Source organism: Bradyrhizobium tropiciagri, from assembly GCF_018130545.1.
GTDB lineage: Bacteria > Pseudomonadota > Alphaproteobacteria > Rhizobiales > Xanthobacteraceae > Bradyrhizobium > Bradyrhizobium tropiciagri_A.
In genome coordinates this window covers 142,898-160,588 of record NZ_JAFCKF010000009.1, presented here as the reverse complement: position 1 = coordinate 160,588, position 17,691 = coordinate 142,898, and the positions used below count along the sequence as shown (strand labels likewise).

The following is a 17,691-nucleotide window of genomic DNA, read 5'->3' as shown; positions in this document are numbered from 1 at the left end:
TCGCGCGAACCGGGCACCAGTTCGCGTAACGGAAACGCGTCAAACCAGAATCTGGCGCATGTGATGCGCTAGGCCTTCAGCGTCTCCAGAAACCGGACCGGCTCGCCGAGCGACGGCGTCGTCACCTCGCCCTGCCACATCACGCGCTTGCCGCGCACGAAGGTGCCGACCGGCCAGCCCTGCACCCGCACGCCGTCATAGGGCGTCCAGGCCGCGCGCGAGGCGATCCATTTGTTGGTGATGGTCTCGCTGCGCTTGAGATCGACGATCGTGAAGTCGGCATCATAGCCCGCCGCAATGCGGCCCTTGCAGGCGATGTTGTAGAGGCGCGCCGGACCCGCGCTGGTGAGGTCGACGAACCGGGCCAGCGACAGCCGCCCTGCGTTGACGTGATCGAGCATCAGCGGCACCAGCGTCTGCACGCCAGTCATGCCCGACGGCGAGGCCGGATAGGTCTTGTCCTTCTCCTCCAGCGTATGCGGCGCGTGGTCCGAGCCGAGCACGTCGATAATGCCCTGCTCGATGCCGTACCAGATCCCGGCGCGGTGATCGGCCGAGCGCACCGGCGGGTTCATCTGCGCCAGCGTGCCGAGCCGCTCGTAGCACTCCGGCGCCGCCATCGTCAGGTGGTGCGGCGTCGCCTCGCAGGAGGCGACATCCTTGTGGTCGCGCAGATAAAGGATCTCTTCCTTGGTCGAGATGTGCAGCACGTGGATGCGCTTGCCGGTCTCGCGCGCGAGATTGACCAGCCGCTCGGTCGCCATCAGCGCCGCGGTCTCGTCGCGCCACACCGGATGCGAGCGCGGATCGCCCTCGATCCGCAGCGGCTTGCGCTCGTTGAGGCGGTATTCGTCCTCGGCGTGGAACGCGGCGCGGCGCTTGATCACCTGGAAGATCCGCCGCAGGCTCTCGTCGTCCTCGACCAGGAGCGCGCCGGTGGAGGAGCCGATGAACACCTTGACGCCGGCACAGCCCGGCGCGCGTTCGAGCTCCGGCAGGTCCTGCACGTTCTCGCGGGTGCCGCCGATGAAGAACGCGAAGTCGCAATGCATGCGATGATGTGCGCGGTTGATCTTGTCGGTGAACGCCGCTTCCGTGACCGTCAGCGGGTTGGTGTTCGGCATCTCGAACACCGCGGTGACGCCGCCCATCACGGCGCTGCGCGAGCCGGTCTCGAGGTCTTCCTTCTGTGTCAGCCCGGGCTCGCGGAAATGCACCTGGGTGTCCATCACACCGGGCAGGATGTGCAGGCCCTTGCAGTCGATCACCTCGCCGGCCGAGGCCTGGCCGAGCGATCCGATCGCGGCGATACGGCCATTGGTGACGCCGATATCGCGCACGCCCTCGCCGTCCTGATTGACCACGGTGCCGGATTTTAGAATGGTGTCAAAATGCTGATTCATAGGTCCTCGGCGCCCGCTTTCCGCTGTCGCGCGGGCCTTGTTCGGCGCACTCTAGCGCCTTAGCTTGGCAGGGGATATCCGCAGCCTGCGCGTTTCCCAAGGAACTTGGAAAAAGAGCCAATTTTGCGAATGAAAGCAGCGTTTCTTCCAGATCGGGGCGTGATCAAGGTCTCTGGCGAGGACGCCCGCAACTTCCTCAACGGCCTCATCACGACCGACGTCGAACTCTTGCAGCCCGGGCAGGCCCGGTTCGGCGCGCTGCTGACGCCGCAGGGCAAGATCATCGTCGATTTCCTGATCACCGAGATACCCACAGGTCACGGCGGCGGTTTCCTGATCGACGCGCCGCGCGCGCTTGCCAAGGGGCTTGCCGACAAGCTCGGCTTCTACAAGCTGCGCGCCAAGGTCGTGGTCGAGAACCTCTCCGACAGTCTCGGTGTGCTGGCGGCCTGGGATGGCGTGCCGGCGGCGACGCCCGATCTCGCCTTCGCCGATCCGCGCAACCCGGCGCTGGGCTGGCGCATCCTGATCCCGGAAGACCTGAAGCAGAAACTTGCCGATCTGATTGGCGCCGAACTCGTCGACAGCAGTGCCTACGAGGCGCACCGGATCGCGACCGGCGTGCCGCGCGGCGGGCTCGACTTCATGTATGGCGACGCCTTCCCGCACGAGACCAACATGGACCGCCTCAACGGTGTCGATTTCGACAAGGGCTGCTATGTCGGCCAGGAGGTGGTGTCGCGCATGCAGCATCGCGGCACGGCGCGCACCCGCACGGTGAAGATCATTCTCGATGGCCCCTCGCCCGAGGCCGGCGCAACGATCCTCGCCGGCGACAAGCAGGTCGGCACCATCGGCTCGACCGCCGGCGATAAAGGCCTGGCGCTGGTGCGCATCGACCGCGTCGCCGATGCGCTCGACGCCGGCCTGGCGCTGACCGCGGGCGGCCTGTCGCTCCACCTCGCCGATCCCAGCGTTGTCCGTACCACACCCAAACAGACCGTCGCATGAGCCGTACCGCGAAGCTGCATCCCGACGGCAAGACGCGCTGCCCCTGGCCGGGTGAGGACGCGTTCTACGTCGCCTATCACGACAATGAATGGGGCGTGCCGGAATATGACGACCGCGCGCTCTACGAAAAGCTGATCCTCGACGGATTCCAGGCCGGCCTGTCCTGGATCACGATCCTGCGCAAGCGCGAGAATTTCCGCAAAGCCTTCGACGATTTCCAGCCCGAGAAGATCGCGCGCTACACCGACAAGAAGGTGCATGCGTTGATGAACGACGCCGGCATCGTCCGCAACCGCGCCAAGATCGAAGGCACAGTGGCGAGTGCCAAGGGCTATTTGGAGATCATGGAGAAGGGCCCCGGCTTCTCGAAATTCCTGTGGGACTTCGTCGACGGCAAGCCGAAGGTCAACCAGTTCAAGACCACCGCGAGCGTGCCGGCCTCGACGCCGGTCTCGATCAAGGTCTCCAAGGAGCTCGGCGCACGCGGCTTCAAATTCGTCGGCCCCACCATCGTCTATGCCTTCATGCAGGCGACCGGCATGGTCAACGATCATCTCGTCACTTGCTTCTGCCACGAGTCTTGCAGCGGCAAGCTCCGCAGCCCGCGGCTCAAGAAGAAATGACGGCACGCAAATCGACGGAGACAACCCGCGCCTGGCAGCGGATGTTGTCGGGACGCAGGCTGGACCTGCTCGACCCGTCTCCGCTCGATATCGAGATCGTCGACATCGCGCATGGACTGGCGCGGGTCGCGCGCTGGAATGGTCAGACCTCGGGCGCGCACATCTTCTCGGTGGCGCAGCACACGCTGCTGGTCGAGGCGGTGATGCGTCAGCAGATTCCGCGCGTCGACATCAGCCATCGTCTCGCAGCACTGCTGCACGACGCACCGGAATACGTCATCGGCGACATGATCTCGCCGTTCAAGGCAGTGCTCGCGGGCGAATACAAGGTGGTGGAGAAGCGGTTGCTGTCGGCGATCCACATCCGCTTCGGCCTGCCGGCGGTGCTGGCAGACGAGATCACCCAGCAAATCAAGGCCGCCGACCGCGGCGCCGCTTATCTCGAGGCGACGCATCTGGCGGGATTTTCGCAAGCCGAAGCCAAGCGGCTGTTCGGCCGCGATCCGGAATTGCCCGAAGCGACCGAGCGCGACTATCTGACGCCCTGGACCGCGGCGCGGGCTGAAAAGCAGTTCCTCGAACGCTTCAACGCAGTATGCGCGTCTTAGGCAGCACAGCGAGACGTGCTGCGGTTGCGCCGCAAAACGAACACCAGGCATGGCGCCGTCCGCCTTTGCCCGTCCGGAAGCAGCCGTTATAATCGCGGCACCCGATAGCCAAGGACCATCATGCTACACGTCTGCTCGCTTGCCGCGCTCTCCGATACGGTTCGTGCCACCGGAGCCAGCCATGTGCTGACCGTGATGGCCAATGTCGATCAGGTGCAGCGGCCGCCCTCGGTGCTTCCGGCCAACCATCTGAAAGTGTCAATGGACGACATCGTCGAACAGATGGACGGGTTCGTGGCGCCGAACGAGACGCATATCGAGCGCGTGCTGAGCTTCGTGCGCGGCTGGGATCGCCGCGCACCGATGGTGGTGCACTGCTACGCCGGCATCAGCCGCTCGACCGCAAGCGCATTCGCCACTGTCTGCGCGCTCAATCCGCACCGCGACGAAATGTCCATTGCCCGGCTGATCCGCGAGGCCTCGCCGATCGCGGCGCCCAACCGGCTGATCGTCAGCCTCGCCGACAAGGCGCTCGGACGCGAGGGCCGGATGCTGCGCGCGCTCGATGCGATGGGCCCCGGCAGCATGAGTGTGGAAGGCCGGCCCTTCCATATCGATCTGGACTAGCGCGAAGCTGCCGCGGCCTTGAACTTCCGGTCCTCCCAAGTGCACTACTAGGTTGCGACGGGCTGCTGGCTGGCCAAAAGTCCGGCGCGTCCTGCCGGAGGCCCAATGTTCGATTCGCCGTTCGACTTCCTCACGCTCGTCATTGCCATCGTGGCGATCATCTTCGCCCGCAAGGCGCTGAGCCAGATCACAGCGCTGCGGCGCCGGCTGGATGCGCTCGAGGCCGCAGGCGTTACCGCCGCGCGGACCGCGATGCCGCCGCCGCTGGCGCCGCTCGAGGCGTTCGAACAGACGCTTCCGGCAGCGCCGCCCATCGCTCCGCCGCCGCTGCCCGAGGCTGCCGCGAGCGAGCCGGAGCCACAGGCAGAGCCGGTCGTGGACGCATCAAACGCAGCGCCGCCGCCGCTGCCAGAACCGCCGCCCCCGCCACCGCCTGCGCCCGGTTTCGAGGAGACGCTCGGCACCCGCTGGGTGGTTTGGATCGGCGGCCTGACGCTCGCGCTCGGCGGCTTCTTCATGGTGCGCTATTCGATCGAGGCCGGGCTGCTCGGCCCCGGCGTGCGCACGATGCTCGGCGGATTGTTCGCGCTGGCGCTGCTCGGCGCCGGTGAATGGACACGGCGCCAGGAAAACATCTCCAGCATCGAAGCGCTCCCGATCGCCAACATTCCGGCGATCCTCACCGCGGCCGGCACCGCCGTGGCCTTCGCCACGGTCTACGCCGCCTACGCGCTGTATGACTTCCTCGCGCCGGCAACCGCCTTCATCCTGCTCGGCATGGTCGCGCTCGGCACGCTTGCTGCGGCGCTGCTGCACGGGCCGGCGCTGGCAGGACTCGGCATCGTCGGCGCGTTCGTCACGCCGATCCTGGTCTCGTCGGACAAGCCCGATTTCTGGTCGCTCTACATTTATCTCGCGATCGTCACGGCGGCCGCGTTCGGCCTCGCACGCATCCGGCTGTGGCGCTGGCTTGCCGTCACCACCATCGCCTTCGCGCTGCTGTGGACCTTCCCGTGCCTGCAATGCGGCCCGGAGATGATCGCGCCGCATGTTTTCCACGTCATAGCCGGCTTCGTGCTGGCGGCGCTGCTGGTGGTCTGCGGCTTCATGTTTGGCCCCGACGGCGATGGCGAGGAGATCGAGCCGATCTCCTCGGGCTCGCTCGCGGCCTATCTGTTTGGCGCAATGCTGATCGTGCTCAACAGCGCCCACGCCGACACCGCGATGATCGGCTTTGCGCTGCTGACGGCGGGCAGCCTTTTCGTCGCCTGGCGCGCGCCCGCGGCTGCCGGTGCGATCGCCGCCGCATCGGCCTTCATCTTCATCGTGTTCGGCGAATGGGCGGTGCGCCGCAACGTCGACATGCTGGTGCTGCCGGGCGGTGCGATCCCCGGCATCGGCCCGTCCGCGACCGATGGCTCGGTCTCGCTGCATCTCGTCACTGCGGCGCTGTTCGCGGCCGTTTTCGGCATCGCCGGTTTCCTCGCACAATTCCGTTTCGTCACCACGAAGGTCACCGCGACCTGGGCTGCCGCGGCGGTGTTCACGCCTATCGCGCTGTTGGTCACGCTCTATGCGCGCATCGCGCATCTCGATCGTTCGATCCCGTTCGCGGTCCTCGCCGTGCTGCTGGCTGCGGCCTACGCCGCCGCGACCGAGGCGCTGACCCGGCGCGGCGAGCGGCCCGAACTATCACCCTCGATCGCATTGTCCGCGACCGGCGCCCTCGCCGCGCTGGCGCTTGCGCTGACCTTCGCGCTCGACAAGGGCTGGCTCACCATCGCGCTGGCGCTGGTGTCGATGGGTACGGCATGGCTGTCGGTGCAGCGGCCGATCCCGTTCTTGCGCTGGCTCGCCGCGATCCTCGCCGGCATCGTGGTGCTGCGCATCGGCTATGAGCCGCGGATCGCCGGCGATGCCGTCGGCACCACGCCGATCTTCAACTGGCTGTTGTGGGGCTATGGCGTGCCGGCGCTGTCGTTCTGGGCCGGCAGTCACTTTCTGCGCCGCAACGGCGACGACGTCCCGCTGCGCATGGTCGAGTCCGCCGCGATCCTGTTCACGGTGCTGCTCGCCTTCATGGAGATCCGCCACGCGGTCAATCGCGGCGACGTCTATTACGCGAGCGCCGGGTTGACCGAGGTCGCGCTCCAGGTCGGCGTGACGCTCGCGATGGCGATCGGGCTGGAGCGGCTGCGGCTGCGCAGCGGCAGCATCGTCCACAATGTCGCTGCGGTGCTGCTGACCGTCTTCGCCGGGCTTGCCAGCCTGTTCGGGTTGCTCGGGCTGGAGAATCCGATGCTGTGGTGGCAGGACGTCGGCGGCAGCTTCATCAATCTGCTGCTGCTCGGCTATGGACTGCCGGCCGTGCTGGCATTGCTGTTGTCCTACGCGGTGGCAGGGCATCGCCCCGCGAGCTATGCCAACACGATTGCGGCCGGCGCGCTGGTGCTTGCGCTCGCTTATGTCACGTTCGAGATCCGCAGGCTCTATCACGGGCCGGTGCTGTCGCGCGGCGAGACCACGGGCGCGGAGCAATACACCTATTCGATCGCGTGGCTGATGTTCGGCGTCGCGCTGCTCGGCATCGGCATCGTCGTCAACTCGCAGCGGGCGCGACTCGCATCCGCTGCGGTGATCGGGCTGACGATCCTGAAAGCATTCCTGGTCGACATGTCGACGCTCACCGGTGTCTACCGGGCGCTGTCGTTCATGTGCCTTGGCATCGTGCTGGTCGCGATCGGCTGGCTGTATCAGCGCATCCTGTTCCGCAGGCGCACAGCGCCGCCTGCGCTGCAGACCGGAGGGTCGAGCTCGTTGTCCTGAACGGCGAGAGCCTCAGTCGACGGATTCAGCGACCAGGCGAATCCTGAACACCGGCTTGCGGCTCTCGTCGAGCAGCTCCATGTGCCATTCGCTGTCTTGCTTCATGTTGCGCGAAATGCTGCCAAGGAAATTTCCGCAGACCTTGGTCATCTCGGCCCAGGCCACGTCACGGCTCTCGAACTCCGTCGCGTGGTCGGACGCACCAGCGTAATCGCCATCACTGATACGGAAAAAATATTGCGCCATATGACTACTCAAATCGGTGTCCCCACCATCCTGCGCCTCGGCGGACGCTAGGTATTGAGTAGCGATCAACGCGTGGAGACCGCCATCCGTATGACTACGGCTCGGCAGCTATTCCCGCTAGCGCGCAGATGAGACGTTAGTCGGTGGAGCGGCGCAATTCCGGTGCGCTCTCGACTTTGGCCGGCTCGGCCTTGACCGGCTCAAGCTTCGCGCTTCCGACCTGCGGCGTCTCAACGCGCGACACTTCGGTCGGCGAGGCTTCCGCGGATCGGGTGCGCGGGTGCAGCGAGCGCGGACGCGCCGCCGCGCGCGCCATCAGCATCTGCTGGCCGCCCTGGTGATGGAAATCGCAATAGGCGAATCCCATGCCGGAAACCGAACCGCGGAACGTCCGGTCATCCTGCTTGTCGAGATTGAAGCACGGCTCGAACGGAATGCCCTTCAGCGACGCGCAAACGCTCTGACCGCGGATTTGCAGCGTGTTGCCGGGCAGGCGCACATGGCGGATCGGACCGGAGCCGGAGAACTGGATCGAGCCTGCTGCGCCGAGATCGTCGAGGATACGGCCCGCGCCGCGGGTGCCATCGAAACAGGTGAAGGCGAATACCTTGCCTGCGACGAACTTGCGGGCCTCATCTGCGTTCATCATGCCTGCGAATGCCGGCACGACCATCGCTCCGGCCGTGACGGCCCCCAACACCAAACGCGCAAGCATGAGCTACTCCACTAACGAGCGCGGGCACCCGCTCCTTGTGAGCATGATCCCCGCTACCGACGCTTCTCGGCGTCTGCGCGAGGAATCCCGGCCCCCCGGGATCATGCTGCAAGCCTCTTTACCCGCTGCTTACCATACCAACCGTGGCAACATTGGAGCAGCTTGGTTGGTAAAGTCTGAACGTCCTCAGACTATTTTTACCACGATGCGGCCGCGGACCTCGCCGGCGAGGATTTTCGCGCCATAGGGCATGACCTCGTCCAAAACGATTTCATGAGTGATATCAGCCAGTTTAGCCTTGTCCAGATCGCTGGCAAGGCGGCGCCAGGCGGTCCGGCGAAGCTCGATCGGGCACATCACGGAATCGATACCGAGAAGGCACACGCCGCGCAAAATGAACGGCGCGACCGACGACGGCAGGTCCATACCAGCCGCCAGGCCGCAGGCCGCGATCGCCCCGCCGTACTTGGTCATCGACAGCAGGTTCGCGAGCGTGGTGGAGCCAACGCTGTCGACGCCGCCGGCCCAGCGCTCCTTGGCGAGCGCCTTCGGGGCACCCGACAGCTCGGCGCGGTCGATCACCTCGCTGGCGCCGAGTCCCTTGAGGTAGTCGGCCTCGGACACCCGTCCGGTCGACGCGATGACGTGGTAGCCGAGCTTCGACAGCACCGCGATCGCCACCGAGCCGACGCCGCCGGCAGCGCCCGTCACCACCACCGGGCCGCTCTTCGGGGTGAGCCCGTGCTTCTCCAGCGCCAGCACCGACAGCATCGCCGTATAGCCGGCGGTGCCGACCGCCATCGCGTCGCGCGCCGAGATGCCGTCGGGCAGCCGGACCAGCCAGTCGCCCTTGACGCGGGCCTTCTCGGCATAGGCGCCGAGATGGGTCTCGCCCATGCCCCAGCCGTTGCAGACGACCTTGTCGCCCGCCTTCCAGTCAGGATGGCTGGACTGTTCGACCGTGCCGGCGAAATCGATGCCGGCGATCATCGGAAAGCGGCGCACCACCGGCGCCTTGCCGGTCAGCGCCAGGCCGTCCTTGTAGTTCAGCGTCGACCATTCGACGCGGACGGTGACGTCGCCATCCATCAATTCCGCGTCGTCGAATTGGGTCAGTGCGGCGGTGGTACCCTTGTCCGCCTTGTCGATCCTGATTGCCTTGAACGTTGCCACGATGCGCACTCCCCGTAATCTTGGTTTCGAGGAGTTTTTATCTCATCAGGCAGGCTGCGCAACCGGGCGCGCGACCGGCGCTTCGACGATCGGCAGGTTGATCAGCGCCGACAGCACGCCGAACAGCACCGACAGCCACCAGATTGGGGTGTATGAGCCGAACTTCTCGAACACCACGCCGCCGAGCCAGACCCCGAGGAAGCCGCCGACCTGATGGCTGACGAAGGCGAAGCCATAGAGGGTGGAGAACCAGCGGGTGCCGAACATCAGCGCGACCAGCGCCGAGGTCGGCGGCACGCTCGACAGCCACAGCAGCCCCGAGACCGCGCCGAACGCAATCGCCGAGAACGGCGTGACCGGGAACGAGATGAAGGCAACCGTCGCCAGCGCGCGCGTGAAGTAGATCACCGACAACAGATAGCGCTTCGGAAAATAGTTCTGCAGCCAGCCGACGCTGAGCGAGCCGATGATGTTGAACAGGCCGATCGCCGCGACCACCCAACCGCCTGTTGTCGCCGGAATGCCGCGGTCGGCCAGATAGGCCGGCAGATGGATGGTGATGAAGGCAAGCTGGAAGCCGCAGGTGAAGAAGCCGATCACCAGGAGCACGTAGGAGCGATGGCCAAACGCCTCCGCCAGCGCCGTCCTGAACGATTGCTGATCGGCGGGCGCGGCCTCCTTCGTTTCCGCCGGCGGTGTCGCGAGCGCGAACGAGAGCGGCACGATCAGCAGCATCAGTGCGCTGAACACGACGAGCGCGGTCTGCCAGCCGAAATTGTCGATCATCGCGACGCCGAACGGCGCGAACAGGAACTGGCCGAACGAGCCTGCCGCGGTGCCGGCGCCGAGCGCGATGCCGCGCTTTTCCGCCGGCAGCAGCTTGCTGAAGGCCGCCAGCACGAGATTGAACGATGAGCCCGACAGGCCGAAACCGATCAGCACGCCGGCGCTGATGTCGAGCGACAATGAGGTGGTGGAGTAACGCATCAGCAACAGGCCGGCGGCGTACAGCAACGCGCCGACGATCATCACGCGCAGCAGGCCGAAGCGGTCGGCAATGGCGCCTGCGATCGGCTGGCCGAGCCCCCACAACAGGTTCTGCAGCGCGATGGCAAGGCCGAACACGTCGCGGCCCCAGGCGAACTCGCGGCCCATCGGCTGCACGAAGAAGCCGAGGCTGGAGCGCGGGCCGAAACTCAGCAGCGCGATCGCACAGCCGCAGACGATGATAACCAGCGGCGTGCGCCAGCTGCCGGACGCCGGTCGGATATCCCCGGTGGTAACGGCCATGTTGTCTTCCCCCCGCGGCTGGCGGGGGAACCGCCCCGCGAAACGTTACGGGGAGTTAATGCAGCTGCATGAAAACCCCAAGAGGGGCAGGACAAAAACAGGAGAAAAATATTCGCTCGCAGGGCTGCTCTGCAGAATCCGAGAGGATGACGGGCGTCATTCCGGGGCACATCGCCCCCCGAGTTACCCTAGCGCTTGGCGCTGGCCTGCTCGGCCGAGCTCTGGGCGGCCTCGGCGAGCTGCGCCGATATCTTGGCGGTCTCGGCCGCGCTGCCCCAGCTCGGGGCGTCGCTGCCGTCGCCCCAGGCGCGTGGGCGATAGAAGGTGTGGACGCCGAACTTGTACATCTTCTTCATCTCGCTGACCCAGGACGGCCGCACCCAATAGGCGTGGTAATGGGTCGAGCGATCGACTTCCGGCAGCCACAATTTGCCGTCGAGCATCGCCTTCGCGATCTTTTTCGCGCGGTCCCACATGTCGGGCTCGCGGACGACGTCAGGGATGTTGTCGCAGGCGAAGGTGAACTGGCAGGCGTAGTGCCGGTTCTTGTTCTGGTAGACCACGCCGCACACCGTCTCCGGATATTTGCCGGAGAAGGCGCGGTTCAGCACCACCTGGGCGACCGCGATCTGGCCGCGCACCGCTTCGCCGCGCGCTTCGAAATACACCGCCTCGGCGAGGCACTTCTCCGACTTGGCCCGCGCCTTGTCGTCGAACAGGCCGAGCCGTTCCGCCGGCGTCTTGCTGTGCTGGTCGTCGGCGTTGACTTCGCCCTTCGGCGCGATGCTCTCGCCCATCTCGCCAGCCTTCACCGGGCCGTCGGCATCGACCGGCAGCGAGGCCATCACCTTCATGTCGGGATCGGGCTGCACCGCAGGCGCGACGACGACCGGCGCCTCGCCGGGCTGCCAGCGCTCGAGATTCTCGGGCGTGCCGAGCGACGAGCCGAAGAACAGGCTGGCGGTCTTGAATGCGAACGGGTCGCGCTCGCGCGCGGCATCGACGGGTGCAGGTGCAGGCGTTGCGGGCGCGGGCTTCAGATCGTCGAGCGGGTTGGCCTCGAGCGACATCGACACGTCGTATTGCTGCGGCGACGGCGTGGCATATTGCGGCAGCGGCGGCGCACGCAGCGCCTCCTGCAATTCCGGATCGAGCGGCGCGTTGTCGGCAAGTACGTTGCCACCCATTGCGGTCGCGGTCTTCATGCCCTTGACCGACGCATTCGACGTCGCGGGATCCTCGTTCGCCGGCGCGGTATTTGCCGGCTGTGCGGGATCAACCTGGTCGGGACGCCTGACGACGAGACGATCGCCCTTCAAGGTGCGATCGACCTTGGGAAAATCGGATGCCGCATAGCGCGGCGGCGGTGCCGCGATCGGATTGCGCGTCACCGCGCCGGTGATGTCGACGCTCGAACTGTCGAGCCGCGCGAGCAGGATCTGCGGATCCTGCGGCGCCGAGGTTCCGATCGGACGGCCGAAGCTGTAGGTCGCGACCTGGATGGAGCCGACCGCCGACGAGAAGACGCGCTTCTGCCAGCGCTCGGCAACGCCGGGCTGCCGGGCCAGGAGCGAGGCAATATCCTGATATCCGAGCTCGGTCGGCATCAAAGCGAAGATGCTGAGACCGAGTCCGAAGAGCGCGAGACGTGCGCTCCTCGGCTGGTTACGCGACACAAACATCGTACGCTCACGCAACGCTTACTGAGTGCAATCGAACGCGGTCCATCCGCGCAATTCGACCTTTCTCGTTGCTAACTTGTTTAGGTTGCCGCGGAGTTAATCGGCGTTGCCCGCGCGCTACACTCAAGCGATCGCAGCGTCTTCGCACATTGCATCGCGCGCCTTGGTAAATGCGCGGCGCATGAAAGTCGTAAACAACAGGTCAACGGAGATGGTGAACAAAGTGTTGCGCGTGGCCCTCCGCCGTCATGGCGAGGTGCGCTAGCGACGACTTGTCGGCCGAAGTCTTGGCGAAGGCGGAAGCAATCCATGTCTCGGCAAGTGGAGACATGACTTGCTTCGCTCCGCTCGCAATGACGGCGTCCTTCTGCCATCGCTCAAGGGACGAAAAAGGCCGGGACATGGTCCCGGCCTTTGCATTCGCTGAACCTGCGTGGTCGCTTACGCCTGGCTGGCGATCTCCTTGCCGAGCGCGGCCTGCGCGGCGGCGAGACGCGCGATCGGCACGCGATAGGGCGAGCACGAGACGTAGTCGAGCCCGACCTCGTGGCAGAACGCGACCGAGGCGGGATCGCCGCCATGCTCGCCGCAGATGCCGACCTTGAGGCTCGGCCGCGTCTTGCGGCCGCGCGTCACGCCGATCTTCACCAGCTCGCCGACGCCGTCGCGATCGACCGAGATGAACGGATCGATCTCGAGGATACCCTTGGCGACATAGGTGCCGAGGAAGCTCGCGGCGTCGTCACGGCTGATGCCGTAGGTGGTCTGCGTCAGGTCGTTGGTGCCGAACGAGAAGAACTCCGCGGTCTCCGCCACCTCGCCGGCCATCAGGCAGGCGCGCGGCAGCTCGATCATGGTGCCGACCTGATAGGTCAGCTTGGCGCCGGTCTCCTTCATCACCGCGTTGGCGGTCGCATCGATCCGGGCCTTGACCAGATCGAACTCGGCCTTGGTCGCGATCAGCGGCACCATCACCTCGAGCCCGACCGGCTTGCCGGTGCGCTTGCCGGCTTCGACCGCCGCCTCGAAGATCGCGCGTGCCTGCATCTCGGCGATCTCCGGATAGGCGATCGCGAGACGGCAGCCGCGGAAGCCGAGCATCGGATTGAACTCGGACAGTTCGCGAGCACGGTCAGCGAGCTTGCGCGGATCGGTGTTCATGGCGCGCGCCACTTCCTCGATCTCGGCCTGGGTGTGCGGCAGGAACTCGTGCAGCGGCGGATCGAGCAAGCGGATCGTGACGGGCAGGCCCTTCATGATCTCGAACAGCTCGACGAAGTCGGCGCGCTGCATCGGCAGCAGCTTCGACAGCGCGGCGCGGCGCGACTGCTCGTCCTCGGAGAGGATCATCTCGCGCACGGTGCGGATGCGGGTCTCTTCGAAGAACATGTGCTCGGTGCGGCAGAGACCGATGCCTTCGGCACCGAACTTCACCGCAGTGCGCGCGTCATCGGGCGTGTCGCCGTTGACGCGGACGCCGAGCTTGCGGACCTCGTCGGCCCAGCCCATCAGCGTGCCGAACTCGCCGGACAGCTCCGGTTCGATCATCGGCATGCGGCCGGCCAGCACCTGTCCGACCGAACCGTCGATCGTGATGACGTCGCCGGTCTTGAAGGTACGGGCGCCGATGCTCATGGTGCCGCGGCCGTAATCGACGCGGATGGTGCCGCAGCCGGAGACGCAGGGCTTGCCCATGCCGCGCGCGACCACCGCCGCGTGCGAAGTCATGCCGCCGCGGGTGGTGAGAATGCCCTGGGCGGCGTGCATGCCGTGGATGTCTTCCGGGCTCGTCTCGATGCGGACCAGGATCACCTTGCGCCCGTCGGCCTGCAGCTTGGCCGCTTCATCCGACGAGAACACGATCTCGCCCGAGGCCGCGCCGGGTGATGCAGGAAGACCGGTCGCGATCACGTCGCGCTTGGCGGCGGGATCGATGGTCGGGTGCAGCAGCTGGTCCAGCGACGCCGGATCGATCCGCGTCACCGCGTCCTTGCGCGAGATCAGGCCCTCATTGGCGAGCTCGACGGCGATGCGCAGCGCCGCCTTCGCGGTGCGCTTGCCGCCGCGGGTCTGCAGCATCCACAGCTTGCCCTGCTCGACCGTGAACTCCATGTCCTGCATGTCGCGGTAGTGCTTCTCGAGCAGCGTATAGATCCGCGTCAGCTCCTTGAAGGCGTGCGGCATCGCGGCTTCCATCGACAGCTTGTCGGAGCCGCTCTCCTGGCGTGCCTCTTCGGTGATGTCCTGCGGCGTGCGGATACCGGCGACGACGTCCTCGCCCTGCGCGTTGATCAGGAACTCACCGTACAGCTTGCTCTCGCCGGTCGAGGGGTTGCGGGTGAACGCAACGCCGGTCGCCGAGGTCTCGCCCATGTTGCCGAACACCATCGCCTGCACGTTGACGGCGGTGCCCCAGGATTCCGGAATGTCGTGCAGCTTGCGATAGGTCACCGCGCGCGCGTTCATCCAGGATGAGAACACCGCGCCGATCGCGCCCCACAGCTGGTCGTGCGGATCCTGCGGGAACTCGTGGCCGGTCTCCTTGGCGACCGCTTCCTTGTACTTACCGACCAGCTCGACCCAGTCGTCGCCGGTCAGGTCGGTGTCGAGCGAGTAGCCCTGGCCGTCCTTGAAGGTGTCAAGAATGTCCTCGAAGTGATGATGCTCGAAGCCGAGCACCACGTCCGAATACATCGTGATGAAGCGGCGATAGCTGTCATAGGCGAAGCGGCGGTCGCCGGAGAGCTCGGCGAGCGCTTCGACCGTGCGGTCGTTGAGGCCGAGATTGAGCACGGTGTCCATCATGCCCGGCATCGAGGCGCGCGCGCCCGAGCGCACGGAGACCAGCAGCGGGTTCTTGGCGTCGCCGAAGGTCTTGCCGGTCAGCTTGCCGACATAGTCGAGCGCCTTCTCAACCTGCGCTTTCAATTCCTTCGGATACGTCTTGTCGTGCTCGTAGAAATAGGTGCAGACCGAGGTCGGAATCGTGAAGCCGGGAGGCACCGGCAGGCCGAGATTGGCCATTTCCGCGAGGTTGGCGCCCTTGCCGCCGAGCAGATCGCGCAGGGTCGCCTGGCCCTCGGCCTTGCCGTCGCCGAACGTATAGACCCACTTGCCGGCCTTGATCGCAACCGGGGCCGCCTTCTTCGGAGCGGCTACCGCCTTCGCCGGCGCCTTGCTGGCGGGCTTTGCGGCCGGTTTCGCGGCGGCTTTCGGCGCCGCCTTCGGGGCGCTCTTCTTCAGCACCTTGCGCGCCGGAGCAGCCTTGCGGGCGGCGGCGGAGGGCTTTGATTTCGCTGCTGTTTTGCTAGCAGTTTTCGCAGCAGGTTTCTTGGACTTCGCGACGGCTTTGGCCATGTCAGACAACAATCCGGAAGGAGGGGTCGAAGATGCGCGCCTTACACCATTTTGGGGGGTTCCGCGCAAGCCGCGAAACCCCGCTTTCCCGCTACAGGTGGAGCCAGCGCAGCAGGCCCATTCCGACGAGGCCGACAAAGATCAGGTAGATCGCGACGATGTAGTTGAGGAGCCGCGGCATGATCAGGATCAGGACGCCCGCAGCCAGAGCCACGATGGCAGGCAGATGCCCAGCGGTGATGGTCATTGAAGTTTTCTCCGGCAGTTTTTGGAGGTGCGAATCGAGCGGCAGTTTATCCGCTGACGAGGTTCCCACATCAAGACGCATGGCACCGCAACAGGTTCCCGCAACTCACGAAAATTGCTCCAAATTGCCGCGTATGTGACGGCGGTTTTTCCGGAACATCACCGCAGCCGATGCATTGGCTCGCCGTGCGCATCGGCGAAGGCCGGCGCGCACGGTAAAAGAATGGAGCAAGCCATGCGAAACAGAATACTTGCCGTTGCAGCGGTTGCTGCTGCGATCACGGTGCCGGCTGTTGCCGCACAGGCCCAGACCGTTGGCGTTGTCCGCGGTGGCCCGCCGGTCGCAGTCGAGGATGACGAGGGCATTGCCGTCGAGCAGCGTCCGGCGTTCCGCGAATACATCGTGCGCGAGCGCGTACCGAACTACACCGTTCCGGATCGTGTCATCGTCGGCACCGTGTTGCCGGATGCCGGCGTGACCACCTACGACGTGCCGCAACGGTTCGGCGCGACGCCCTATCGTTACACCGTCGTGAATGGCGAGACCGTTCTGGTCGAGCCGCGCTCGCGACGGATCGTTCAGGTGGTCGACTAGACTAGCGTTAGCGCGATAGCCTGAACGAACAGTCCGGGCGCCGCGCAAGCGGATGTGCGTGAAGATCGACCGGACCAGAAAGCCCCGCCTGGCCTCCCCTCCAGGCGGGGCTCTTCTGTTGTGAGTGGTGGATTTGACTGTTGTGTTGGCTCACGACTTCAGGATCGAGAGCAGCGTCGAGGTCGACTTGTAGCTCTTGATCGCGGCGTCCTGGAAATCCTGGGTCCAGTTGGCGGCCTGGCGCTCCTCCGCGCTCATCGAGGAATATTGCTTGAGGATGCCGAGTGAGAACTGGCGCGGGTCGCCGGCGGATTGGCTCTGCTTCAGCGCGTCGAGCACGGCAAGGCGGGTCCGCGTGTTGAGTTCCTGCTTGGCTGCGAAGATCTCCTCGCCTGAGAACTTCTTGTCCTGGTTCAGCGAGATCGCCGACAGCGAGCGGTTGTCGAGCGAAGACAGATCGGCAAGCTGCCCTGTCTTGCGGCGGGAATCGTACACCAGTTCCTTGCCGCTCTTCGCCGCCTCGCTCTTCTGGCGATCGAGAAAGGCGCGCACGTCGCTTGCCACGCTGGAGAAGTCGCGCGTGGTTCCTGTCGAGGGCGTCATGGTTCCTGCCAGCGCGGCCGCGACCGGGTCCCCGGCAATTCCGGACGGTGCCGTGGTCGGATCCTGCTGCGTCGCCTGAACACCCTTGAGCACCGCGGCGCGCTGGCTGGCCCAGGTCGCGGTGGCCTTTTCCTCGTCGCTGGCGCCATCGAGATAATCGAGCGCCGCCTTGTAGCTGACGCTGTAGTCGCCGGTCAGCCGCGTGGTCGCAAGCGACGGTGCCATGGCCTTGTCGAAGCGTTGCTTCAATTCGGTCGCCGCAACCGCCTGCTCATCCGGCGTGAACTTGCCGCCATTGTTGGTCGAGATCGCAAACAGCGAGCGGCGGTCCAAGGTCGAGAGATCGATCGTGGTCTTGCCGTCGACGATCGGCGCCTTGACGCCGGCAACCGTGTAGAGCCGGTCGAGCGTTGTGCGCGCGTCGTTCGTCACCGTCGCGAAATCGGGCTGCGGCGTCTTGGCGAGCTGCGCGCGGGCGGCATCAGACAGCGTGAGGTTGGTCGCGGCATTGGACGCCGACAGATCGCCGGCCGTGCCGTCGCCCGACAAGGTCGCGGCCAGCGAGGGCGTCGCTGCGGCCCGCGCATAGGCCGAACCATATTGGGCGTAGGGATTGGGGGTGGTGCCGATCGAGGTCATCGGGGCGGTCCCTGCATTGGCGCGAGGGGCGATTTCTTAAGAAATCG

General features: G+C 65.8%; 15 protein-coding genes. 6 read left to right on the top strand and 9 right to left on the bottom strand.

Features of this window, described 5'->3' with window-relative positions; all coding sequences use genetic code 11:
- Nucleotides 1-68 precede the first annotated feature (68 nt).
- Nucleotides 69-1,403, bottom strand: a complete 1,335-nt coding sequence (locus JQ616_RS32615) for a dihydroorotase (RefSeq protein ID WP_212021946.1) — start codon at nucleotides 1,401-1,403, stop codon at nucleotides 69-71.
- A gap of 129 nt (nucleotides 1,404-1,532) precedes the next feature.
- Between JQ616_RS32615 and JQ616_RS32610 the strand changes: the two genes are divergently transcribed.
- From JQ616_RS32610 to JQ616_RS32590, 5 genes are all read left to right on the top strand, one after another.
- On the top strand, nucleotides 1,533-2,414 hold the full coding sequence (locus JQ616_RS32610; RefSeq protein WP_212021945.1) for a YgfZ/GcvT domain-containing protein: 882 nt from the start codon (nucleotides 1,533-1,535) through the stop codon (nucleotides 2,412-2,414).
- Nucleotides 2,411-3,037: a DNA-3-methyladenine glycosylase I gene (locus tag JQ616_RS32605; RefSeq protein ID WP_212021936.1), complete on the top strand. Its 627-nt coding sequence runs from the start codon at nucleotides 2,411-2,413 to the stop codon at nucleotides 3,035-3,037. Before JQ616_RS32610 ends, JQ616_RS32605 begins: the two co-directional genes overlap by 4 nt.
- Nucleotides 3,034-3,645 (top strand): YfbR-like 5'-deoxynucleotidase, encoded by a 612-nt coding sequence (locus JQ616_RS32600; protein WP_212021935.1) that lies wholly within the window; start codon nucleotides 3,034-3,036, stop codon nucleotides 3,643-3,645. Before JQ616_RS32605 ends, JQ616_RS32600 begins: the two co-directional genes overlap by 4 nt.
- Nucleotides 3,646-3,765: 120 nt before the next feature.
- Nucleotides 3,766-4,272, top strand: coding sequence for a tyrosine phosphatase family protein (locus JQ616_RS32595; protein WP_106320504.1), 507 nt, complete (start codon nucleotides 3,766-3,768; stop codon nucleotides 4,270-4,272).
- 105 nt (nucleotides 4,273-4,377) lie between these two features.
- The gene (locus JQ616_RS32590) at nucleotides 4,378-7,098 is read left to right on the top strand and encodes a DUF2339 domain-containing protein (protein WP_212021934.1); all 2,721 of its coding nucleotides are present in this window, start codon (nucleotides 4,378-4,380) and stop codon (nucleotides 7,096-7,098) included.
- Nucleotides 7,099-7,110: 12 nt separating this feature from the next.
- Here the strand turns inward: JQ616_RS32590 and JQ616_RS32585 are convergent, their stop codons facing one another.
- The 7 genes from JQ616_RS32585 to JQ616_RS32555 all read right to left on the bottom strand — a co-directional run bounded on the left by JQ616_RS32585 (nucleotide 7,111) and on the right by JQ616_RS32555 (nucleotide 15,808).
- The gene (locus JQ616_RS32585; protein WP_433996024.1) at nucleotides 7,111-7,413 is read right to left on the bottom strand and encodes a DUF6894 family protein; all 303 of its coding nucleotides are present in this window, start codon (nucleotides 7,411-7,413) and stop codon (nucleotides 7,111-7,113) included.
- A 67-nt stretch (nucleotides 7,414-7,480) separates the two neighbouring features.
- Nucleotides 7,481-8,059 carry a hypothetical protein gene (locus JQ616_RS32580; RefSeq protein ID WP_212021933.1) on the bottom strand — a complete coding sequence of 193 codons (579 nt, stop codon included), beginning with the start codon at nucleotides 8,057-8,059 and terminating at the stop codon, nucleotides 7,481-7,483.
- 186 nt (nucleotides 8,060-8,245) lie between these two features.
- The gene (acuI, locus tag JQ616_RS32575; protein WP_212021932.1) at nucleotides 8,246-9,232 is read right to left on the bottom strand and encodes an acrylyl-CoA reductase (NADPH); all 987 of its coding nucleotides are present in this window, start codon (nucleotides 9,230-9,232) and stop codon (nucleotides 8,246-8,248) included.
- Nucleotides 9,233-9,277: 45 nt separating this feature from the next.
- Nucleotides 9,278-10,522 carry an MFS transporter gene (locus JQ616_RS32570; protein ID WP_212021931.1) on the bottom strand — a complete coding sequence of 415 codons (1,245 nt, stop codon included), beginning with the start codon at nucleotides 10,520-10,522 and terminating at the stop codon, nucleotides 9,278-9,280.
- A 188-nt stretch (nucleotides 10,523-10,710) separates the two neighbouring features.
- Nucleotides 10,711-12,204, bottom strand: a complete 1,494-nt coding sequence (locus JQ616_RS32565; protein WP_212021930.1) for a cell wall hydrolase — start codon at nucleotides 12,202-12,204, stop codon at nucleotides 10,711-10,713.
- Nucleotides 12,205-12,645: 441 nt separating this feature from the next.
- Nucleotides 12,646-15,561, bottom strand: a complete 2,916-nt coding sequence (gene ppdK, locus JQ616_RS32560; protein WP_212021929.1) for a pyruvate, phosphate dikinase — start codon at nucleotides 15,559-15,561, stop codon at nucleotides 12,646-12,648.
- 91 nt (nucleotides 15,562-15,652) lie between these two features.
- Complete coding sequence (locus tag JQ616_RS32555) at nucleotides 15,653-15,808, bottom strand: DUF3096 domain-containing protein (protein WP_021080009.1); 156 nt, start codon at nucleotides 15,806-15,808, stop codon at nucleotides 15,653-15,655.
- A 234-nt stretch (nucleotides 15,809-16,042) separates the two neighbouring features.
- On the opposite strand from JQ616_RS32555, the gene JQ616_RS32550 reads away from it, so the two are divergent.
- A complete protein-coding gene (locus tag JQ616_RS32550; RefSeq protein WP_212021927.1) occupies nucleotides 16,043-16,402 on the top strand; it encodes a DUF1236 domain-containing protein in 360 nt (119 codons plus the stop codon).
- A gap of 150 nt (nucleotides 16,403-16,552) precedes the next feature.
- On the opposite strand, the gene JQ616_RS32545 is transcribed toward JQ616_RS32550, so the two are convergent.
- Nucleotides 16,553-17,644 (bottom strand): hypothetical protein, encoded by a 1,092-nt coding sequence (locus tag JQ616_RS32545; RefSeq protein WP_212021924.1) that lies wholly within the window; start codon nucleotides 17,642-17,644, stop codon nucleotides 16,553-16,555.
- Nucleotides 17,645-17,691: the final 47 nt, after the last annotated feature.